General features: G+C 68.8%; 15 protein-coding genes, 2 tRNA genes and 6 pseudogenes. 15 read left to right on the plus strand and 8 right to left on the minus strand.

Annotation, left to right across the window (positions count from 1 at the left end; translation table 11 throughout):
• Window positions 1-63 precede the first annotated feature (63 nt).
• The 4 genes and pseudogenes from mobA to DTA15_RS29685 all read left to right on the plus strand — a co-directional run bounded on the left by mobA (window position 64) and on the right by DTA15_RS29685 (window position 2813).
• A pseudogene (gene mobA / locus DTA15_RS29670) lies at window positions 64-676 on the plus strand (molybdenum cofactor guanylyltransferase MobA).
• 121 nt (window positions 677-797) lie between these two features.
• Window positions 798-2018, plus strand: a pseudogene (gene moeA, locus DTA15_RS29675) (molybdopterin molybdotransferase MoeA); the annotation flags it as partial.
• Window positions 2019-2055: 37 nt separating this feature from the next.
• Window positions 2056-2331 (plus strand): hypothetical protein, encoded by a 276-nt coding sequence (locus DTA15_RS29680; RefSeq protein WP_006476519.1) that lies wholly within the window; start codon window positions 2056-2058, stop codon window positions 2329-2331.
• Window positions 2328-2813, plus strand: a complete 486-nt coding sequence (locus DTA15_RS29685; protein ID WP_006486211.1) for a GNAT family N-acetyltransferase — start codon at window positions 2328-2330, stop codon at window positions 2811-2813. Before DTA15_RS29680 ends, DTA15_RS29685 begins: the two co-directional genes overlap by 4 nt.
• 90 nt (window positions 2814-2903) lie before the next feature.
• Here the strand turns inward: DTA15_RS29685 and DTA15_RS29690 are convergent.
• The 5 genes and pseudogenes from DTA15_RS29690 to pncB all read right to left on the minus strand — a co-directional run bounded on the left by DTA15_RS29690 (window position 2904) and on the right by pncB (window position 8861).
• Window positions 2904-4379 (minus strand): annotated as a pseudogene (locus DTA15_RS29690) (DNA recombination protein RmuC).
• Window positions 4376-5362, minus strand: a complete 987-nt coding sequence (locus DTA15_RS29695; protein ID WP_111990732.1) for a 2-hydroxyacid dehydrogenase — start codon at window positions 5360-5362, stop codon at window positions 4376-4378. The pseudogene DTA15_RS29690 and the gene DTA15_RS29695 overlap by 4 nt, the downstream one beginning before the upstream one ends.
• Before the next feature lie 81 nt (window positions 5363-5443).
• A pseudogene (locus DTA15_RS39475) lies at window positions 5444-6871 on the minus strand (sodium:proton antiporter).
• Window positions 6872-6913: 42 nt separating this feature from the next.
• Window positions 6914-7573, minus strand: a pseudogene (locus DTA15_RS29705) (LutC/YkgG family protein).
• 87 nt (window positions 7574-7660) lie between these two features.
• Window positions 7661-8861 (minus strand): annotated as a pseudogene (pncB, locus tag DTA15_RS29710) (nicotinate phosphoribosyltransferase).
• Between the two features lie 269 nt (window positions 8862-9130).
• Between pncB and fdxA the strand changes: the two are divergent.
• The 10 genes from fdxA (at window position 9131) to DTA15_RS29760 (ending at window position 15048) form a co-directional block, all read left to right on the plus strand.
• Window positions 9131-9454 (plus strand): ferredoxin FdxA, encoded by a 324-nt coding sequence (gene fdxA / locus DTA15_RS29715; protein WP_006496521.1) that lies wholly within the window; start codon window positions 9131-9133, stop codon window positions 9452-9454.
• 102 nt (window positions 9455-9556) lie between these two features.
• Window positions 9557-9632: transfer RNA gene (locus DTA15_RS29720), tRNA-Asn, on the plus strand.
• Window positions 9633-9705: 73 nt separating this feature from the next.
• Window positions 9706-9781 (plus strand) — tRNA-Asn (locus tag DTA15_RS29725).
• A 127-nt stretch (window positions 9782-9908) separates the two neighbouring features.
• Window positions 9909-10394 carry a CreA family protein gene (locus DTA15_RS29730; protein ID WP_006486196.1) on the plus strand — a complete coding sequence of 162 codons (486 nt, stop codon included), beginning with the start codon at window positions 9909-9911 and terminating at the stop codon, window positions 10392-10394.
• A 20-nt stretch (window positions 10395-10414) separates the two neighbouring features.
• Window positions 10415-11320: an AraC family transcriptional regulator gene (locus tag DTA15_RS29735; protein ID WP_006486200.1), complete on the plus strand. Its 906-nt coding sequence runs from the start codon at window positions 10415-10417 to the stop codon at window positions 11318-11320.
• A gap of 143 nt (window positions 11321-11463) precedes the next feature.
• Window positions 11464-11658 carry a zinc-finger domain-containing protein gene (locus tag DTA15_RS29740; RefSeq protein WP_006482499.1) on the plus strand — a complete coding sequence of 65 codons (195 nt, stop codon included), beginning with the start codon at window positions 11464-11466 and terminating at the stop codon, window positions 11656-11658.
• 139 nt (window positions 11659-11797) lie between these two features.
• Complete coding sequence (gene waaF, locus DTA15_RS29745) at window positions 11798-12835, plus strand: lipopolysaccharide heptosyltransferase II (protein ID WP_006482498.1); 1038 nt, start codon at window positions 11798-11800, stop codon at window positions 12833-12835.
• Window positions 12836-12950: 115 nt separating this feature from the next.
• A complete protein-coding gene (locus tag DTA15_RS29750) occupies window positions 12951-13397 on the plus strand; it encodes a nuclear transport factor 2 family protein (RefSeq protein ID WP_006477934.1) in 447 nt (148 codons plus the stop codon).
• Between the two features lie 33 nt (window positions 13398-13430).
• A complete protein-coding gene (locus tag DTA15_RS29755; protein WP_006482501.1) occupies window positions 13431-14468 on the plus strand; it encodes a hydrolase in 1038 nt (345 codons plus the stop codon).
• Window positions 14461-15048, plus strand: coding sequence for a DUF2946 family protein (locus DTA15_RS29760; RefSeq protein ID WP_006482497.1), 588 nt, complete (start codon window positions 14461-14463; stop codon window positions 15046-15048). The genes DTA15_RS29755 and DTA15_RS29760 overlap by 8 nt, the downstream gene beginning before the upstream one ends.
• A 39-nt stretch (window positions 15049-15087) precedes the next feature.
• Here DTA15_RS29760 and DTA15_RS29765 read toward each other — a convergent pair whose 3' ends face one another.
• The gene (locus DTA15_RS29765; RefSeq protein ID WP_034178262.1) at window positions 15088-16782 is read right to left on the minus strand and encodes a M48 family metalloprotease; all 1695 of its coding nucleotides are present in this window, start codon (window positions 16780-16782) and stop codon (window positions 15088-15090) included.
• Between the two features lie 269 nt (window positions 16783-17051).
• Between DTA15_RS29765 and moaC the strand changes: the two genes are divergently transcribed.
• Window positions 17052-17540: a cyclic pyranopterin monophosphate synthase MoaC gene (moaC, locus tag DTA15_RS29770; RefSeq protein ID WP_006482362.1), complete on the plus strand. Its 489-nt coding sequence runs from the start codon at window positions 17052-17054 to the stop codon at window positions 17538-17540.
• A 349-nt stretch (window positions 17541-17889) separates the two neighbouring features.
• On the opposite strand, the gene DTA15_RS29775 is transcribed toward moaC, so the two are convergent.
• Entirely contained in the window at window positions 17890-18240 is a 351-nt protein-coding gene (locus DTA15_RS29775) for a TonB family protein (RefSeq protein WP_006482365.1), read from the minus strand.
• 451 nt (window positions 18241-18691) lie between these two features.
• Window positions 18692-20470 (minus strand): PglL family O-oligosaccharyltransferase, encoded by a 1779-nt coding sequence (locus DTA15_RS29780; RefSeq protein ID WP_034178261.1) that lies wholly within the window; start codon window positions 20468-20470, stop codon window positions 18692-18694.
• Window positions 20471-20489 lie beyond the last annotated feature (19 nt).

The following is a 20489-nucleotide window of genomic DNA, read 5'->3' on the forward strand; positions in this document are numbered from 1 at the left end:
GCGCCGGCAAGCGCGTCGAAATGTCGTATATCGGCGGCTGACGCCTCTTTCCGCCTTCACACGATGCCCGCTCCCGCTTCTCCGTCGATCGCCGGCCTGCTGCTCGCAGGCGGCCGAGCGACCCGCATGGACGGCGTCGACAAGGGCCTGCAACTGCTCGACGGTACGCCGCTCGCGCTGCACGTGCTGCGCCGGCTGTCGCCGCAGGTCGACGAGACGCTGATCAGCGCGAACCGCCATGCCGATCGCTATGCCGAGCTCGGTGCGCCGTTCGACGCGCGCATCGTCGCAGACGAAACGCCCGACTTCCCCGGGCCGCTCGCGGGCCTGCTCGCCGGCATGCGCGCGGCGCGCGCGCCGCTGGTCGCGTGCTCGCCGTGCGATACGCGTATCTGCCCGCCGACCTCGTCGCGCAAACTGCATACGGCGCTGGACGCAGCAGGCCGACATTGCGATGGCGGTCACCGTCGACGCGCAGCAACGCTCGCCGCAGCCGACGTTCGCGCTGCTGCGCACGTCGCTGGCCGACGATCTGGCCGCGCGCCTCGCGGCCGGCGACCGCAAGGTGCGTGCGTGGTACGCACGCCACAAGACGGTCGAAGTCGAGTTTCGCGACGAGCGTGCGTTTTACAATGCCAACTCCTGGCAGGAACTCGCCGCGCTGGCCCCGCGCTGACGGCCCCGTGCCGTGCCCGGCCCCGCCACAAAACCCCGCGCCCCCCTCCTCGCGCCACCGGCCACAACCCGATACGCTTGCGGCGCAGTCCGACTGATGATCACGCAATCCCCGCCCCCGAACCGCACCGACCCCCCCCGCGTCGCTCGCGACGCAGGCGCTCGCGTGCGCTTCGCGTGCCGTCGACGCGTGCGACACGGTGACGCTGCGCGATGCGCTCGACCGCGTGCTCGCGGTCGACGTGAGCGCGCCGTTCGACATTCCCGCGTACGACAATTCGGCCATGGACGGCTATGCGTTCGACGGCGGCAGCGCGGCACTCGCGTCGCCGCAGGGCGAGGTCGCGATGCCGGTCGCCGGCACCGCATTCGCCGGCCATCCGTTCGACGGCGCCGTGGCAGCCGGTGCATGCGTGCGGATCATGACCGGCGCCCGATGCCGGCCGGATGCGACACCGTGATCCCGCAGGAACGCGTGCGCGTCGAGGGCGACACGATCCGCTTCGCCACGCGCGACGTCGCGCGCGGCGCGAACTGCCGCAAGGCCGGCGAGGATCTCGCGCGCGGCGCCTGTGCGCTCGCCGCGGGCCGCGTCCTGCGGCCGTCTGATCTCGGTCTGCTCGCGTCGTTCGGCGTCACCGACGTCATGGTGCGCCGGCGCGTGCGCGTCGCCGTGTTCTCGACCGGCGACGAGCTGCGCGAGCCCGGCGAACCGCTCGGCCGCGGCGCGCTGTACGACAGCAATCGCGGGATGCTGATCGCGATGCTCGAACGCCTGCACGTGGATGCGATCGATCTCGGCATCGTCCGCGACGACCCGGCCGCGCAGGCCGATGCGGTCGTCACGTCGGGCGGCGTGTCGGTCGGCGAAGCCGACTTCACGCGCGACGTGATGGCGCGGCTCGGCGACGTGACGTTCGCGAGCCTTGCGCTGCGGCCCGGCCGGCCGCTCGCGTGCGGCACGCTCGCACGCGCGGCCGACGGCGCCGGCCACGCGCTGTTCTTCGGGCTGCCCGGCAATCCGGTCGCGTCCGCCGTGACGTTCTACGCCATCGTGCGCCCCGCGCTGCTGACGCTGGCCGGCGCGCAGACGCCGCCACCGGCGATGTACACGGCGCGCAGTACGCAGCCGTTGAAGACGCGCCCCGGTCGCACCGAATACCTGCGCGGCATCGCGACGCGCGCCGCCGACGGCCAATGGCACGTCGTACCGGCCGGATCGCAAAGCTCCGCGTCGCTGAGCGGCCTCGCAGACGCCAACTGTTTCATCGTCCTGGGCCACGATACCGCGCAGTCGACGCGGGCGCCCAGTCGACATCCTGCCGCTCGACGGCCTGATCTGAATTCCACTATCGGTATATCTCTACGGGGGCAATCCGCATGAAGAAACAAATCTCGTCGATCGCCGCGGGACAGACCGCGAAGGCGCTGATTCTCGTCTACCTGACGTTCAGCGTGCCGATCGTGCTGCTCGGCATTCTCGTCGCGTACATCCGCTACGGGATGGTCGAACTGAGCACGATCCTGAGCGCGCTGCTGCTGAACGCGATCCTCGGTTTCGTGCTGCTGTGGATTGCGTGCCACGCGTACAACTGGGTCGCGTCGCGCTTCGGCGGCATCGAAATCGTGCTGTCCGATCCGCCGGAGGAAGCGTGAGCGGCACGCCGCTGATCCGCGCGGCCGCCCCGCGCGACGTCGGCGCGATCCTCGCGCTGATGCGCAAGCTGGCCGAGTTCGAGAAGCTCACGGATCTGTTCGTCGCGACCGAAGCCGATCTCGCCGACGCGCTGTTCGGCGAGCACCCCGCGGCCGAAGCGCTGGTGGCCGAGCGTGACGGCGCGATCGTCGCGTACGCGCTGTTCTTCCACAACTATTCGACGTTCCTCGGCCGCCGCGGGCTCTATCTCGAGGATCTGTACGTGCAGCCGTCGCAGCGCGGTACGGGCCTCGGCACCGCGATGCTGCGTCATCTCGCGGCACTCGCCGTCGAGCGCCGTTGCGCGCGCTTCGAGTGGTCGGTCCTCGACTGGAACCAGCCGGCAATCGATTTCTACGAGAAGATGGGCGCGACCGTGCTGCCGGAGTGGCGCATCGTACGCGTGACGGGTGGCGCGCTGGACACGCTCGCCGCGCATTGAGCGCGGGCCGGCCACGCCGGCGATCGCTGCAAAGGAAAACGGGCGCCGCGGCGCCCGTTTTTTCTGTCCGGCGGCGGCCGGCAACGCGTGTCATGCATCGTCCGCATCGGCGCCTTCGGCCCCTTCCGCGCCGAGCAGCCCGGCCGCCGTATCGCCCGGCAACGCCTCGACCTGCTTGAGCTTGCGGTTCATCACGCGCGTGCGCTGCTCGGCCGCCTCGATCGAACGCGTGACCGTTTCGAGCTGCGACTTCGTGCGCGCGAGCACGTCGCCGAACTTGCCGAACTCGGTCTTGACCGCGCCGAGCACCTGCCACACCTCGCTCGAGCGCTGCTCGATCGCGAGCGTGCGGAACCCCATCTGCAGGCTGTTCAGCAGCGCGGTGAGCGTGGTCGGCCCGGCGACCGTCACGCGATAGTCGCGCTGCAGCAGGTCGGTCAGCCCCGGGCGGCGCAGGATCTCCGCATAGAGCCCCTCGGTCGGCAGGAACAGCAGCGCGAAATCGGTCGTGTGCGGCGGCGCGACGTACTTCTCGGCGATCGTGCGCGCTTCCATCCGCACCCGCGCCTCGAGCGCACGCGCCGCCTCCTCGACCGCCACCGCATCGGCGCGCTCCTGCGCGTCGATCAACCGCTCGTAGTCTTCGCGCGGAAATTTCGCGTCGATCGGTAGCCACACCGGCGCGTCGCGCGTGCCGGCATCGCGGCCCGGCAGCCGGATCGCGAATTCGACGCGCTCGGTACTCTTCGGCACCGTCGCGACGTTCTTCGCGTACTGCTCGGGTGTGAGCATCTGTTCGAGCAGCGCTTCGAGCTGCACCTCGCCCCAGGTGCCGCGCGTCTTCACGTTGGTCAGCACCTTCTTCAGGTCGCCGACGCCGGCCGCGAGGGTCTGCATCTCGCCGAGCCCGCGATGCACCTGCTCGAGCCGGTCCGACACGAGCTTGAACGATTCGCCGAGCCGCTGCTCGAGCGTCGCGTGCAGTTTCTCGTCGACGGTGCGGCGCATCTCCTCGAGCTTCGCCGCGTTGTTCGTCTCGATTTCCTTCAGCCGCTGTTCGAGCGTCGCACGCACTTCACCGATCCGGCGATCGTTCGCCTCGGTCAGTTGCGTGAGCTGCCGGTGCAACGTGTCGCCGAACAGCCGCAGCGCGCCCGTCTGCTCCTCGCGCGCCTGCTGGGCTTGGCGCTGCACGCTCTCGCGCATCGCGTCGAACTGCTGCGCGTTGCCGGCGACGAGCTTGCCGAGCTGCTGCGCGAACCCCTCGATCTGGTTGTTCTCTGCACGGTCGCCACGCTCGTCAGTTGCGCGGCGAGCGTCTGCTGCAACTGCGCGAAGCTGCCGGCCAGCTCGGTACGCGAGCCGCGCGCATTTTCGACGATCTCGCCGCGCAGTTCGCGCTCGAGCCGCTCGACCGCGCGCGCCTGCGCATGCGCGGCGTCCTCGATCTGGTCGCCGAGCACGGCCGCATCGTCGTGGCGGCCGCCGCGCACGAGGCGCGACGATCGCCACCGCGAGCGCGACAGCGAGCACGACGACCGCCGCAAGCAACAACGTCATCGTCATGCGCGCGGCTTCCCGATCACGTCAGGGTTGATCGGATTCGGCGGCCGCCCCGCCCGCGGCCCCTCGCCCAGCGCGGCGATCAGGTTGTCGGCGGCGAGATCCGCCATCGCGCGGCGGGTCTTTTCGGTGGCGCTTGCGATATGCGGCGTCAGCACGACGTTCGGCACCTCGAGCAGCGCCGGATGCACGCTCGGCTCGCCCTCGTACACGTCGAGGCCGGCCGCGGCGATCGTCCCGTCGCGCAGTGCGACGGCCAGCGCCGCATCGTCGACGATCCCGCCGCGCGCGATGTTGGTCAGCGTCGCCGTCGGCTTCATCTTCGCGAGCTCGGCCGCGCCGATCGTGTGATGGTTCTCTTTCGTGTACGGCAGCACGAGCACGACATGATCGGCGCGCGCGAGCAGCGCATCCTTCGACACGTATTCGGCATTCAGCTCGGCTTCGATCTCGGGCGCGACCCGCGACCGGTTGTGGTAGATCACCTGCATCCCGAAGCCGCGCGCGCGGCGCGCGAGCGCCTGGCCGATGCGACCCATCCCGATCACGCCGAGCGTCGAGCCATGGATGTCGGCGCCGAGAAAGCCGTCGTACGCCCACTTCTGCCAGTGGCCGGCGCGCAGCCAGTGTTCGGATTCGGCGATCCGGCGCGCCGCGGCCATCATCAGCGCCCAGCCGAAATCGGCGGTCGATTCGTTCAGCACGTCGGGCGTATTGGTGCCGAGCACGTTCGCCGCGTTGAATGCGGCCATGTCGAAGTTGTTGCCGACCGCCATGTTCGCCACGACGCGCAGACGCGGTGCCGCCGCGAGCGTGGCCGCGCCGACCGGGTCGCCGGCCGTCAGCGCGCCGTCCTTGTCGGCCAGACGCGCGGCGAGCGCGTCGGGCGCGAGCGCGTCGCCGTCGTTCCAGTCGACTTCGAAATACTGCTTGAGCCGTTCGATCACGTCCGGAAAGATCGGACGCGCGACCAGAATCTTCTGCATCGCCATCTCCGCATGCCGCGGACGGATGGCGGCGCACCATGCCGCGCCGGGACCGCCCGCTCGGGGTTGAAAATCGTCAGCTTACGCCGTGAAGAAAAGCCACGACGTCAGCAGGAATACCGGTATCAGCACGACGAGCGCCCAGCCGAGGTACGCGAAGAAGCTCGGCATCTTCACGCCGCGCGATTCGGCGATCGCCTTCACCATGAAGTTCGGCGCGTTGCCGATGTAGCTGTTCGCGCCCATGAACACCGCGCCGGCGGAATCGCGGCGAGTGTCGACGCGCCGGTCGTCATCAGCGTCTGCGCATCGCCACCCGCGAGGTTGAAGAACACGAGATAGGTCGGCGCGTTGTCGAGGAACGACGACAGGATGCCGGTCGCCCAGAAGTACATCGCGTCGATCGGCTTGCCGTCGGGGCCCGTGACGAGATGGACGATCTGCGCGAACGCGCCATCCGCGCCGGCGCGCAGGATCACGATCACCGGCGCGATCGTCACGAAGATGCCCGCGAACAGCTTCGCGACTTCCTCGATCGGCGCCCAGTTGAACGCGTTGCCCTCGCGCGCGGAACGCGGCGTCAGCGCGAGCGACACGAGCGTCACGACCACGAGCGCGACGTCGCGCACGAGATTCTGCAGCGCGACGTGCGTGCCCACACGTCGAACGAGATGCCCGCTTCCACACGCCGCTCATCAGCACGAGCGCGATCACGGCCGCCAGCAGCACGAAGTTGACCTTGCCGTCGATCGACAGCGCCGCACCGTCGGGCGTCGGATCGAGCGCGGCCGGCCGCTCCTCGCCGCCCTTCCGGTAGAAGTACGTATCGAGCGCGAAGAACAGCGTCAGCAGCACCACGCAGATGAACAGCATCGGCAGCGCGAGATGCGTGGTCGTCCAGAAGAAGCTCACGCCGTTCAGGAAGCCGAGGAACAGCGGCGGATCGCCGAGCGGCGACAGCGAGCCGCCCGCGTTCGCGACGAGGAAGATGAAGAAGATCACGACGTGCACGACATGCTTGCGGTTGTCGTTGGCGCGCAGGAGCGGCCGGATCAGCAGCATCGCGGCGCCCGTCGTGCCCATCACGCTCGCGAGCAGCGTACCGAGCGCGAGGATCGCGGTATTCAGTTTCGGCGACCCATGCAGGTTGCCGTTCACGCAGATGCCGCCCGCGACCGTATAGAGCGCGGTGAGCAGCACGATGAACGGAATGTATTCCTCGAGCAGCGCATGCACGAGCGTGCCGAACGCGGTGCCGATGCCGAACGCGACCGCGAACGGCGCGAGGAACACGATCGCCCAGCCGGCGGCGATCTTGCCGAAGTGGTGATGCCAGAACACGGGGGCGACGAGCGGGAACAGCGCGATGGACAGCAGGATCCCGGCGAACGGGATGCCCCAGAGCGCGGACAGCGTGGCACCGTCGAGCGTGGCGGCCGATGCAAGCGCGGGAGCGGCGCCAAGCGCGATTCCCGACGCCATGCCCGCCCAGGCGGCATGTCGTTTCATGCAGAACTTCCTTGTTCGAGTAGGGGTGAATGCAGCGGCGCGTCATGCGCCCCGTACGACGATCGCGTGCACGCGGTACGGGCCGTGTGCGCCAGGATGATCTTTTCGATGTCGCCCGTGCGCGACGGGCCGGACACGAAATTGACGCGGCGCGGCAGCTCGCCGCGCTCCGCGCGAATCAGCGCGAACGCGTCTTCATGACCGGCGACGATGCGCGATGCCGGCACGATCGCGATGTGGGTTTCCGGCAGCAGGCCGGCCGATGCGTAAGTGTCGGGGCCGGACAGCAATACCAGCGACCCCGTTTCGGCGGTCGCGCAAAAGCAGCCGGTCAGGCCGACCAGATCGCCGTCGCGCGGCTTGCGGCACTCGACCGACAGGCCGGCGCCGGCCCAGTCGAGATCGGCGAGCGTGCGCCAAGCGATGGCCTGCGTCGGCAGGCCGTGAGCGGCAAGATAGCGGGCGGCGGCGGCAGGCACGTCGGCCAGCGTCGCGACTTCGTCGACCGTGGTCGACAGGCGCGCCGCTTCGTCGACGAAAGCGGCGACGAGGTCGGCCGGCGCCGGCGGGCGCGGCCCCTCCGGATGACGGGCGAGATAGTCGGCGACGCCGTCGCGCTCCCGCTGCATCGGGTTCGGCCGCGCGCCCCTGCGCTGCGCGAATGCGCGCGAGGATCTGGCGACGGGCAGCGGAAGTGTCCATGAACGGTCCTCGTGACGGTGGCGGGCAATACGTCGGATTATACCGACCGCCCCTGCCGCGACGCACCTTCGGCCCAACGGCCGGCGCCTACTTCGACGCGTCTTCCTCGACCGGCTGCGCGATGCCGAACACCTGCCGCAGGTACGCGAGATACGCCTTGTCGTCGCACATGCTCTTGCCCGGCGAATCGGACAGCTTCGCGACCGGCTGCCCGTTGCAGCGAACCATCTTGATCACGATCTGCAGCGGCACGTAGCCAAGATCGTTGGTGAGGTTGGTGCCGACGCCGAACGCGAGCTTGCAGCGGCCGCGGAACCGTTCGTACAGCTGCATGACCTTCGGAATGTCGAGCGCGTCCGAGAACACCAGCACCTTGGTGCGCGGGTCGCACCGGTTCGCTTCGTAGTGGCGCAGCATCCGCTCGCCCCCACTCGAACGGATCGCCCGAATCGTGGCGCGCGCCGTCGAACAGCTTGCAGAAGTACATGTCGAAGTCGTTCAGGAACGCGTCCATGCCGTAGACGTCCGACAGCGCGATCCCGAGGTCGCCGCGATATTCCTTCGCCCACATCTCGAAGCCGTAGATCTGCGAATCGCGCAGCCGCGGGCCGAGCGCCTGGCACGCCTGCAGATACTCGTGCGCCATCGTGCCGAGCGGCGTGATGTCGTGCTTCATCGCGTACAGCACGTTGCTCGTGCCCGCGAACTGCGGGCCGAGCCCGTCACGCAGCGTGAGCGCGACTTCCTCGTGCCAGACCTTCGAGAAGCGCCGGCGCGTGCCGTAATCGGCGATCTTGCAGTCGGCGAACTCGGGCTTCGCGCCGAGCAGCTTGATCTTCTCGCGCAGCCGTTCGCGGCCTTCGCGATAGTCGGGCTCGCGCTGCGTGTTGCGGAAATAGACTTCGTTGACGATCGCGAGCACCGGGATCTCGAACAGGATCGTATGCAGCCACGGCCCCTCGATCACGATGTCGATCTCGCCGTTGCCCTTCGGCGACGGCGTGACCGAGATGTACTTCTCGTTCAGGTGGAACAGCGCGAGGAAATCGACGAAGTCGCTCTTGATGAAGCGCATCCGCCGCAGGTAATCGAGTTCGACGTCGGAAAAGCGCAGCGAGCACAGGCCGCGCACCTCGTCGCGAATCTCGTCGATGTACGGCACGAGATCGACGCCGGGCGTGCGGCACCGGAAGCGGTATTCGACGTTTGCAGCGGGAAAGTGATGCAGGACGACCTGCATCATCGTGAACTTGTAGAGATCCGTGTCCAGCAGCGAAGTGATGATCATGATGACGGCACCGCCAATATCATGACCGGGCCCCGGCGCACCGCGCGCCGCCCGGTCTGTCGGTCATGTTACCCGAATGCGGGCCGGACCATCGTGAAACCGCCCTCGCCGCCGGGTGCGCGGGTATCCGCGTTGCGCCTGCCATAAACTAATCACGAAACGATATAAGCCGGATAGCCGACCACGTCATGCGGGTTTTGCGCTTCAGTTACAATGCCGCTTTTGGCGCAAACGCCACCCCATATATACCGCCAAGCAGGAGCGTTTTAATGACTCACGTTGTGACCGAAGGCTGCATCAAGTGCAAATACACGGATTGCGTGGATGTGTGCCCGGTGGATTGCTTCCGTGAAGGTCCCAACTTTCTCGCCATCGATCCGGACGAGTGCATCGACTGCGCCGTGTGCGTCGCCGAATGCCCGACCAATGCGATCTATGCCGAAGAAGACGTTCCGACCGACCAGCAGCAGTTCACCGAGCTGAATGCCGAGCTGGCGAAGAATTGGCCGTCGATCACGAAGACCAAGCCGGCGCCGGCCGACGCGGACGAGTGGAAGGACGTGCAGGAGAAGCTGCACCTGCTCGAGCGCTGATCGCGCGGCGGCCGCAAAAAATTTCATGCGGCGCGGCTCCAAGGTGTTGACAGGTTAGCGAACACTCCATACAATCTCGTTTCTCTGCTGTTGCTTGTTTGTTCCCCGATAGCTCAGTCGGTAGAGCGCCGGACTGTTAATCCGTAGGTCCCTGGTTCGAGCCCAGGTCGGGGAGCCAAAAACGCAAAGGCCACGTTGAAAGTGGACGGGTTTTTTGTTGGAACACACAACACGCAGATGTACCGATTTATTCCCCGATAGCTCAGTCGGTAGAGCGCCGGACTGTTAATCCGTAGGTCCCTGGTTCGAGCCCAGGTCGGGGAGCCAAACAGCGAAAGGCCCGTCATTCGACGGGCCTTTTGTTTTTCCGGCCGCCGTTCCCTCTTCCCGCTTTTCGTGGTCCGGTCATGCGCATGCTAGAGTTTCTGTCCCGCATTCGCATCCGGTTCCGTCGATGAAGCATCGCCTCTTCCGTTTCGCCCCCGTCGCCCTCCTGTTCTCCGCCGTCGCCGCCGCACCGTTCGCGCACGCGGAGGAAGTCGGCAGCGTCAATACCCATTTCCGCGTCACGGGCTCCGATCGCGTGGTCGTCGAGGCCTATGACGATCCGGTCGTGAATGGCGTGACCTGCTACGTGTCGCGCGCCCGCACCGGCGGGATCAAGGGCACGCTCGGCGTCGCCGAGGATCCGAGCGAAGCGTCGATCGCGTGCCGGCAGGTCGGCCCGATCAGCTTCAAGGAACCGCTCAAGCAGCAGACCGACGTGTTCAGCGAACGCATGTCGTTCATCTTCAAGACGCTGCACGTCGTGCGCGTGATCGACAAGAAGCGCAACACGATCGTCTACCTGACCTACAGCGACCGTATCGTCAGCGGCAGCCCGAAGAACGCCGTGACCGCGGTGCCGATGCCCGCCGGCACGACGATTCCGGTCAAGTAAGCCCGCTCCCGCGCCCGATCATGTCCGCCGCCCGCCTCCCCGATTCCGCACGCTACTGGCGCACGCCGCTCGTGCCGGACGCGGATCTGCTCACGGCCACCTATCGCGATCACGCGTTCGCGCCCCACTGGCACGACGCGTACACGATCCCCGTGATTCTCGAAGGCGCGGAACGCTTCACCTATCGCGGCACCGGCTACGTCGCCGAAACGGGCACCGTGCCCGTGATCAATCCCGGTGAAGTGCACACGGGCTCGCGTGCCGCCGACGAAGGCTGGTGCTATCGCGTCAGCTACATGCCGGTCGAATTCATCCACGAACTCGCGAGTACGATCGCGGGCCGCCCGCAGGATGCACCGTGGTTTGCCCCCGACGTGATCCGCGACGCCGATCTCGCGGCCCGGCTCACGCTCGCGCACCGGATGCTGGAAGCCGGCAGCGAGCGCGCGCTGTCGTCGCAGGCCGATGCGGCCGGACAGCCGGCCGGCGATCCGGCCACCGGCGCGCCGCGCATCTACGATCCGCTCGCCGCCGAAACCGCGATGCTCGACGCGCTGTCGACGCTGATCGTGCGCCACGCCGACGTACGGCCGCGACCCGCGCCGCTCGCGGCCGACGAGCCACGCGTCGACGCGATGCGCGAGCGGCTCGCCGCCGACCTGATGTCCACGGTGACGCTCGACGAGGTCGCGCAGGCGGCCGGCCTGTCGCCGTTTCACGCGGCGCGCCTGTTCACGCGTACGACCGGCATGCCGCCGCATGCGTGGCGCAACCAGTTGCGGCTGCAGCGTGCGCTGGCGCCGCTGCGCGCGGGCGTGCCGGTCGCCGATGTCGCGGCGGCCAGCGGCTTCGTCGACCAGAGCCACTTCACGCGGCATTTCAAACGGATGTTCGGCGTGCCGCCCGGGCGCTGGCAGGCAAGCTGACGCGCGGCTTCCCGCCGTCGTCGGCCGCACGGCCGCCCGCGCCGGCCGGCACGCGGGCACCGGCCCCGTTCCGGCGGGCGCAAGAACATACAAGCGCGCCGCGCGACCGACCGCCCCACACAAGAGTGATAAGAGAAAGTCTCATGAGTGAAATCAAGGAAATGCCGCTGGTCGAGCTGACGGCCAAGGATCTTCCCGCCTACTGCCCGAACCCGGCCATGACCCGCTGGAACGCGCACCCGCGCGTCTTCATCGACGTGTCGCACGGCGAGGCGCGCTGCCCGTACTGCGGCACGCGCTACAAGCTGCGCGACGGCGAGGTCGTCAAGGGCCACTGAGCCCGGCGGCCGGGCCTGAAGGCCCACCGACCCGCAAGGCGGCGCAGCCGGAAGTCCGGCGCGCCGCCGTTCCCCATTCTGGCAACCCGAACGCGGCGCCCGAGCGCCGTGCTTCATTACGACATCGGAAGTCGACCTGATGCGTCGAGCGCTGGTTATCGCACCGAACTGGATCGGTGACGCATTGATGGCGCAGCCGCTTTTTGCGCTGCTGAAGAAACTCCATCCCCGCATCGCCATCGATGCCGTCGCACCCTCGTGGGTCGCGCCCGTGCTCGAGCGGATGCCCGAGATCCACGATGTCCACGCGACCGATCTCGCGCACGGCAAGCTGCAGCTGCTGCGCCGCTGGCAGCTCGCGAGCGACCTGCGCGACGTCGGCTACGACGCGGCGTACGTATTGCCGAATTCGCTGAAGTCCGCGGTGATCCCGTGGCTCGCGAACATCCCGCTGCGGATCGGCTATACGGGCGAGCACCGCTACGGCTTGCTCAACGTGCGCCACGCGAACCCCGACAAGTCGGGCGAGCGGCCGCCGATGACGACCCACTACGCGGCGCTCGCGTACGCGCCGGGCGCGAAGCTGCCCGAGTCGATGAAGACGCTGCCCGCCCCGCGCCTGGACGCCGACCTGAACGAAACGGCGCGGGTGTCCGCACGTTTCAATCTCGATACACGCAAGCCGCTCGTCGTGTTCTGCCCCGGCGCCGAATACGGCCCGGCCAAGCGCTGGCCGCCCGAGCACTTCGCGTCGCTCGCGACCATCGTGCACCAGTCGTTCCCGTATACGCAGATCGTCGCGCTCGGCTCGCAGAAGGATGCCGCGGCCGCGCAGGCGATCGCCGACCACGCGCCGAACGTGCGCAACCTGTGCGGGCAGACGTCGTTGTCCGAGGCGTGCGCGCTGATCGCGCGCGCGAACGCGGTCGTCACCAACGATTCCGGGCTGATGCACGTCGCGGCCGCGCTGCGCCGGCCGCTCGTCGCGTTGTACGGATCGACCGATCCGCGCCACACCCCTCCGCTGTCGGAGCTGGCGAAGGTACAATGGTTGCATCTCGAATGCAGTCCCTGCTTCGAACGCGAGTGCCCGCTCGGCCACCTGAAGTGCCTGCGCGAACTCGGTCCGGAGCAGGTATTCGGCGATTTGCGCGGCATGCTAGTCGGGCAGCGCTGACCCTGACCGGCAGCGTCGCACGGCGCGCCGGGCAATCCGATTCACCGGTGTGCGGCGGCTCGATCCGGGCCGCCGTGCTGAATACGGCGCGCGACGCGCGCGAGAGACAACCCCGATGCCACGTTTTGCCCGCCTCTTCGAAGCCGCTGCCGATACGCTGAACGCCTACTACCAGGCCGTCGCGGATGCCAATCTCGACGCGCTGCTGGCGTTGTGGATCGACGAGGATTTCGCCAGCTGCGTGTGGGCGGACGGCGAGCATCTGCACGGCCTCGACCAGATCCGCGGCGGGCTCGCCAACCGGCTCGCGACGCGTCCGGTCACGATCGAGCCGCTCGACATCCGCGTGTACGACAGCCTCGGCACGGTCGTCTATACGATCGCCGAAGCGCATCAGCAGGCCGACCTGACGGCCGAACCCGACATGGTTTTCGCGACGTACGTGATGATCCACGAACGCGGCGAATGGCGCATCGCGCACATCCACGCGAGCCCGATTCCTGAACAGGCGGCCGGACAATTCGCCGCGAAGATCCGTCACGGGCAGGGTCCGCTGCACTGACGAAGAACGAAGCAACGCATTAGCGGGGCGATCATGAGTACGGCTTCTCCGCCCACCTCGCCGCTGACCGGGGCCCCGGCCCCCGACGACGACACACTGCGCTATCGCGCACCGCGCTGGCTGCCCAACAGCCATGTGCAAACCATCGTGCCCGCGCTGTTCGCGCGGCGTCCGGTTGTCGCTTACCGGCGAGAGCGATGGGAAACCCCCGACCACGACTTCATCGACCTCGACTGGGTCGCGCACCTCGACAGCGCGGCGCCGGCGCCCGACGCGCCGCTGTTCGTGCTGTTCCACGGTCTCGAAGGCAGCTCCGCGTCGCACTACGCGCTCGCGATGATGGCCACCGCGCGCGCGAACGGCTGGCACGCCGTGGTGCCGCACTTCCGCAGTTGCAGCGGCGAGATCAACCGCCAGCCGCGCTTCTACCATCTCGCCGACAGCGCCGAGGTCGACTGGATCCTGCGCCGGCTCGCCGCGCAGCATCGCGGGCCGCTGGTCGCGGCCGGCGTATCGCTCGGCGGCAACGTGCTGCTGCGCTGGCTCGGCGAGCATCGCAGCGACACGTCGATCGTGCGCGCCGCCGCCGCGATCTCGACGCCGATCGACGTGCATGCGGGCGGCCGCGCGCTGTCGCAGGGGTTCGCGATGGTCTACACACGCAGCTTCCTGAAGACGCTCAAGCGCAAGGCGCTCGCGAAGCTCGACCAGTATCCGGGGCTGTTCGACCGCGACGCGATGCTGCAGGCCGTGACGATGCGCGACTTCGACGAGGTCGTGACCGCGCCGCTGCACGGTTTCGCGAACGCCGACGACTACTGGACGCAGGCGACCACGCGGCCGCTGCTGCCCGCGATCGACGTGCCGACGCTGATCCTCAACGCCCGCAACGACCCGTTCCTGCCGGAATCGGCGCTGCCGGGCCCGGCCGACGTGTCGCCCGCCGTCGAGCTCGACCAGCCCGCGCACGGCGGCCATGCGGGTTTCATGACCGGGCCGTTCCCCGGCCGCCTCGACTGGCTGTCGGCGCGGGTGTTCGGCTATTGCTCGAAATTCGTCGACCATGGATGACATCGTCAGGCAGGCGCTCGCCAAATGGCCGAACGTGCCGCATTGCACCGGCTGGCTGCTGCTCGACCGGCGCGGCGCATGGCGGCTGCGCGACGACGCGGCGCAGGCGGCCGGCGAGCTCGGCTCGCCGATCCGGCATGCGGCGCTGAACGCGTTCATCGGCCGCAACTACGAATGCGACGCGCAGGGCCAGTGGTTCTTCCAGAACGGGCCGCAGCGCGTGTACGTCGAACTCGCCTATACGCCGTGGGTCGTGCGGCTCGCCGAACGCGACGGGCAGCTCGCGCTCACCGACCAGACGGGCGCCCCGTTCGAACCGGACGCAGCGTGGCTCGATGACGGCGGCGGCGTGCTGTTTCGCGATGCCGGCACACCGCCGCGCATCGCGGCACTGCACGATCACGATCTCGGGCTGTTCGCCGACCACGCGGATTTCGACGCGAAGCCGCCCGCGCTGCGCTGGCGCGACGGCCGCTCGCTGCCGCTTGGCAGCATCGCGTGCGCCGACGTGCCTGCGCGGTTCGGCTACATTCCCAGCCCGGCGCGCCACGCACGCGATGCCGCCGACAGCGGCAACTGACCCGCCGCGGCGCCTTCCGCGTTCGCCGCGCGACGGCCGCTACCCGCGGCCGTTCTTCTCGTCGTCGCGCTCTTCCTTGTAGCGCGCCTCGAATTCCAGCAGCCGTGCGCCGATGATCGACTGCTCGTAAAACGACACATCCTTCGCGTCGCGCGCTTCCTTCAGTTGCCGGATCGCCGACGGCCACGCGCCGTCGAGCGCCAGCTTCTCCGCCAGCGCGCGACGCCGCGCGAGCACGTCGCCCTTGCCGTCGCTCGACTTCGCGAGGTAATCCCACCAGTCCGGCTGTTCGGGGTCGGCCTTCGCCTGCGCCCGCGCGAGCGTCTGCGCTTCGGCGAAGCGGCGCGCGGCGATCAGCGCCTGCAGGTGCGCGACGATCGCCGCGTGCGACGCCGGCCAGCGCCGCTGCGCGAGCGCCGACAGCCGTACCGCGTCGTCGGTCCGGCCCGCGCGGCGGGCGAGGTCCGCGGCCAGCACGTCGAGGCTCGGCGAGCTGGTCGCCGGGTCGTCGTCGCGCCGCTCGCGCGCATCGAACGCGCCGCGCGCCGACGCGAGCGCCTTGTCCGCCGCGTCGTACTGGCCGAGCAGCGTGTTCGCGAGCGCGATGCCGTACCAGTTCGCCGCGACGTTCGGCGCCGTGCGATCGTCGATCTCCAGCTGCATCCGCCGCGCCTCGGCCGAGATGTCGGTCGGCGCCCGGTTCTGCAGGACGCGCAGCCGCGCACGCACGAACCCGTATTCGGCCGACTGGCGTGGCTGCCGGTATGGCGCGCGACGTGCACGATCTTCCATGTCGGCGATCCGCTCGCCGGTCAGCGGGTGCGTGCGCGCATAGGCCGGCACGCCCGCATCGCCCATCGACGCGCGGTCCAGCCGCTCGAAGAAGCCGGGCATGCCGTACGGGTCGTAGCCGGCTCCCGCGAGCAACTGGAAGCCGACGCGATCGGCCTCGCGCTCGGCCGACCGCGAGAAGCGCAGCTGGTTGTCGACCGCGTACGCCTGTCCGCCCATCGCGATCGCGCTGCCGAGATCGCCGCTGCGCGCGAGCACGCCGGCCAGCACGCCGAGCAGCATCGTCGCAAGCGCCGTGTAGCCGGTCTTCTCGCTCGCGCCGATCATCCGCGCGATGTGCCGCTGCAGCACGTGGCCCATCTCGTGGCCGACCACCGACGCGAGCTCCGACTCCGTCTGCGTCGTGACCACCAGCCCGCTGTTGATTCCGATGAAGCCGCCCGGCATCGAGAACGCGTTGATCTGCGGATCGCGCACCGGGAACAGGTCGAAGTCCGGCGCGTAGCCGCCGATGTAGCGCGCCGCCGCCGCGGCCGCGAGCCGCGCCGCCATCGCGTTCAGGTAGTCGCGCACGAGCCAGTCGTCGAGATAGTCGGGATCGCGCCGCACTTCGCGCATCACGCGCTCGCCGAGCCGGCGCTCGGCCTGCGGCGTCAGCGCACCGCCGGAGCCGTCGCCGAGATCGGGCAGCTCCAGTGCCCGCAGCGGCGCGCGCAGGCTCGCGACCGGCGCCGACGCACCGCCCGCGCCCGAGAACCGGCTCTCCGCGCCGCCGTACGTGCCGAACACGCCGGTCGCGATGCCGGACGGCACGGTGGAAATCGACGTCGCGCCGCCGGCCGCCGGCTCGAGCGGCGGCGCGGAGGCGCTCTGCGCATGGCCGCCCGGCGGTAGCGCGAGCGCCGCCGACAGCGACACGGCAAGCAACTGTTTGACACGCATGGCAGGATGAAAACGACGCCGTCCCGCGCGAGCGGCGCGCATCGCGGCGTTTGGTCTGAATATTCGGGTCATTGTACCGGCGCCGCGATGACTGTCCCGTACCGCGCGTGCGTCATCTGCGCCTCCGGCAACGCGAACGCCGCTGCTATGATAGGCGCCCGTTGAGCGGTTGGATCGGTTCGTCGCGCCGGTATGGCATCCGGTGGCCTGCCGATCGCGAAGCAGGATCGACGCACGTGCACGCGCACTCCGTTCCACCAGAGGAAGACATGTCAGGACTCACCCATTTCGACGCCGCCGGCCACGCCCACATGGTCGACGTCGGTGGCAAGCAGGAAACGCAACGCATCGCGATCGCGCGCGGCACGATCCGGATGCTGCCGGCCACGTTCGCGCTGATCCGCGACGGCAAGGCGAAGAAAGGCGACGTGCTCGGCGTCGCGCGCATCGCGGCGATCCAGGGCGCGAAACGCACGGCCGATCTCATTCCGCTGTGCCATCCGCTCGCGCTGACGCGCGTGGCCGTCGACTTCGAACTCGACGACGCGCTGCCGGGCGTCCACTGCGTCGTGCAGGTCGAGACGTTCGGCCGGACCGGCGTCGAGATGGAAGCGCTGACGGCCGTCCAGGTCGGGCTGCTGACCGTCTACGACATGTGCAAGGCGGTCGATCGCGGGATGGTGATCACCGACGTGAGCGTGCGGGAGAAGCGCGGTGGGAAGTCGGGGGACTGGAAGGCGGAAGACGTCGCCGGTTGAGCGCCCGCCGCGACGCACTCGCGCGCAGCTCGTGGAGAATCGATGGTTATCGTGATTTCCCGGTCGGACGACAGACCATCAGGAAACCACGTCGCCGATGGGGAGCGATTCGGTGAAATGCGTTGCGCCGCTGCCGTATGCGTGCCCCGGTGCGCCACCGTGCCGGCAGCTATCCGTTCCCATGTGAACCGGCCCTGACGGGCAAGCGCGGGAAAACACCGTCGCGATGCGTTGATCGACGGACGCGCGACGGGTTCGCGCCATTCGTGCCCCGCCGGACTGTCGCGGCACGAACCCGATACCCCGGAACTGAATCTGGACCGCGCCACGGCGCGGCGCCCGCCCCGCGTCACTGCCCGCGCTGCGGCTCGAACACGAACGGTTGGGTCAGCAAGAAAGGATTCGCGGTCGCGCCGGTCTGCACGCAGGTCGCGTGCGTCATCGCTTCGACGGCCGCGCGATCGGCCGCCGCATTGCGGCTGCTCGTCGTCACGGTGACGTTCTGCGCTTCGCCGGACGTCGTCATCAGCGCGCGCACGAGCACCGTCGCCGGACGCGTGAGCGGCTTCGCGGTATCCGGATAGACGGCCCGCGGAATGTGGCAGGTCAGCTTGCTTTCCTGCGATGACGACAACATCGCGCAGCCGGAAAACAGCATCGCGGCGGCAGGCAGGATCAGGTAGGTCGAGCGAATGGCCATGGTCGAATATCGTTCTTCAGCACTGTTCTGGGCACACGCACCGCAGGCCGGCAGCCTTCCCCGGCCGCATCGCATGTGTCGCACTGCGCCGCGGCCATCGGACCGGCGCCCCGTTACGGCCGCACGACCGAGCGATGCTCGGCCGCGATCCTGCTCGGCGCAATGCCCGGATAGCCGGGAAATCTGCCGTATTCGCACCGGCGATGGCCGGCGCCTGCGGGCACGCAAACGCTTTCGCGCATTGTGCACGCGCCGCCAGGTCAGCGGCGGCAATTTGACAATGGTTGACGCGAATCGCCGCTCGTTCGGCCGGAATCCGCGCGATCCGCGAGGTAATCGAGATCCGACGGATTGCCGCACGACAGGCCACGTCGTGTGGCTCCGACGTCAACCACCTCAAGCCCGCCGCGATCGACGCCGGAATTCCCCGTTCCGGCGCGCACGACAGGCGTCAATCCGAATCGTCGTCGTCCGAGTCGTCGCCCTCGTCGGCCGGCGCTTCCCCGTATTTCGCGACGACGGCCGCCCTGAACGTCTTCAGCGCGGGCTCCTGGTCGCACAGCTTGTACAACGCGGCCAGCTGTTGCGGCCAGTCCTTCAGTTCCTTCGCGAACACATGCAGGCGTGCGACGGTATCGAGCGCGTCGGCTTCGCGGCCGGCCAGCGCCTGCAGCACCGCGTAGCGACGCAGCACCGTCTCGCCGGGCAGCAGCGCGATCGCGCGCTCGTGCGCGGCGAGCTTGGCCGGCAGATCGTCCGGCGAAATCGGCAGCAGCGTCGCCGCACCGTAATCGCCCCACGCGCCGAACAGCAGCGACGGCGCATCGCGGTACTGCGCGGCCGGGCTGCTGCCGTAATAGAGCACTTCCGCGCGCTGGTAGTCGCGCAGCACGGGCACCGCCGCCAGCACGCCGCCGAACGACAGCACCGCGAACAGCCCGAAGGCCGCCCGCCCCGGCAGGATGCGCAGCGGCTTCACGTCGAGCAGCCCGATCACGAACATCGCCGGCAGCAGGAAGAACATGTACTGCTGCGGATACTCGACCAGCGCATGCATCAGCAGGATGCCGAACAGCGCGAAGCCGAACACGCGCATGCTCGACTGCGGCGCACGCACCGCGCGCACGAACCACGCGACGAGCGTGACGGCGAGCACACCGAGCCCGACGAGACCGGACTTCGCGAGCAGGTCGATGAAGATGTCGTGCGAGTTGTTCGCGATCTCGACGCCGCCGAGCGTGCGCACCAGCGCAAACTGGTGCGACGGGAATTCGCCCCAGCCGACCCCGAGCAGCGGATGCTCGCGGAACATCGCGAGCCCGTACTTCCACAGCGCGAGGCGCGGCGCGATCTGCCCGGCGTCGCGCATCCGGTCGGCGGCCGACTCCGCGAGATTCAGGTGATAGTGCACGTTGGCCCAGCGCACCGCGACGTTCACCGCGATGAAGGCGGCCGCGAGCACGACCGGGATCAGCCACGCGCGTGCATTGCCCGGCGTGCGGCGCGATTCGACCCACGCCATCCAGAAGCCCGCGACGACCATCACCGCGACCTGCAGCCACGGCCCGCGCGACACCGTGAGCGCGAGACCGACCGACAGCACGAGCGACAGCGCAAGCCATGCCCACACCGCGAGCCGGCGCGTTTGCACCAGATACAGCGCGCCCGCGAGCGCGAAGGCGATGTAGCTGGCCAGATGGTTCGCCTGCGCCATGTTGCCGTATGGACGGCGGTCGACCGCGATGTTGTACACCACGACGAACGGCGAGACGGCCGACTCGAGGTGGAACAGCTGCACGATCTGGGTACCGACCGCGAACACGCCGCCGACGAGCAGCGCACCGGCCATCATCGGCCACACCGTTTCCGCCATCCCGTCGCGCGCCAGTGCATAGCCGGCCTGCATCGCGACCAGCGCAGCGGCCAGATACCCGAGCGCGAGCCAGTTCATCGACGGCACCTTGAGCGGGATCAGTGCAACCTGCGCGAGCAGCACCACCGCAAAGCCGAGCGGCACCGCGAACGCGGCCGGCGCGGCAAACGGCTCGGCCGGACGGCCGGTGCGCGCGAGCAGCACGACGGACACGCCCACCAGCAGATACAGCACCAGCGCGGAAAACTCGGAATAGAAGGTCGGAATCGGATACGTGTGATTCGTGATCGCGTACGGCACGATCAGGGCGACAGCCAGCGCAACGAGCGACAACGAACGGGAAAAAGTAGAAGGCATGAGCGAACCGGATGTCAGC

Origin of the sequence: Burkholderia cenocepacia (assembly GCF_900446215.1) — a bacterium.
Classification (GTDB): domain Bacteria; phylum Pseudomonadota; class Gammaproteobacteria; order Burkholderiales; family Burkholderiaceae; genus Burkholderia; species Burkholderia cenocepacia.

Bases quoted from the DNA above. Each gene is read 5' to 3' on its own strand.
- DTA15_RS29680 (WP_006476519.1), top strand. From the start codon at position 2,056: ATGAAGAAACAAATCTCGTCGATCGCCGCGGGACAGACCGCGAAGGCG.
- DTA15_RS29695 (WP_111990732.1), bottom strand. From the start codon at position 5,362: ATGCAGAAGATTCTGGTCGCGCGTCCGATCTTTCCGGACGTGATCGAA.
- fdxA (WP_006496521.1), top strand. From the start codon at position 9,131: ATGACTCACGTTGTGACCGAAGGCTGCATCAAGTGCAAATACACGGAT.
- DTA15_RS29730 (WP_006486196.1), top strand. From the start codon at position 9,909: ATGAAGCATCGCCTCTTCCGTTTCGCCCCCGTCGCCCTCCTGTTCTCC.
- DTA15_RS29735 (WP_006486200.1), top strand. From the start codon at position 10,415: ATGTCCGCCGCCCGCCTCCCCGATTCCGCACGCTACTGGCGCACGCCG.
- DTA15_RS29740 (WP_006482499.1), top strand. From the start codon at position 11,464: ATGAGTGAAATCAAGGAAATGCCGCTGGTCGAGCTGACGGCCAAGGAT.
- waaF (WP_006482498.1), top strand. From the start codon at position 11,798: ATGCGTCGAGCGCTGGTTATCGCACCGAACTGGATCGGTGACGCATTG.
- DTA15_RS29750 (WP_006477934.1), top strand. From the start codon at position 12,951: ATGCCACGTTTTGCCCGCCTCTTCGAAGCCGCTGCCGATACGCTGAAC.
- DTA15_RS29755 (WP_006482501.1), top strand. From the start codon at position 13,431: ATGAGTACGGCTTCTCCGCCCACCTCGCCGCTGACCGGGGCCCCGGCC.
- DTA15_RS29760 (WP_006482497.1), top strand. From the start codon at position 14,461: ATGGATGACATCGTCAGGCAGGCGCTCGCCAAATGGCCGAACGTGCCG.
- DTA15_RS29765 (WP_034178262.1), bottom strand. From the start codon at position 16,782: ATGCGTGTCAAACAGTTGCTTGCCGTGTCGCTGTCGGCGGCGCTCGCG.
- moaC (WP_006482362.1), top strand. From the start codon at position 17,052: ATGTCAGGACTCACCCATTTCGACGCCGCCGGCCACGCCCACATGGTC.
- DTA15_RS29775 (WP_006482365.1), bottom strand. From the start codon at position 18,240: ATGGCCATTCGCTCGACCTACCTGATCCTGCCTGCCGCCGCGATGCTG.
- DTA15_RS29780 (WP_034178261.1), bottom strand. From the start codon at position 20,470: ATGCCTTCTACTTTTTCCCGTTCGTTGTCGCTCGTTGCGCTGGCTGTC.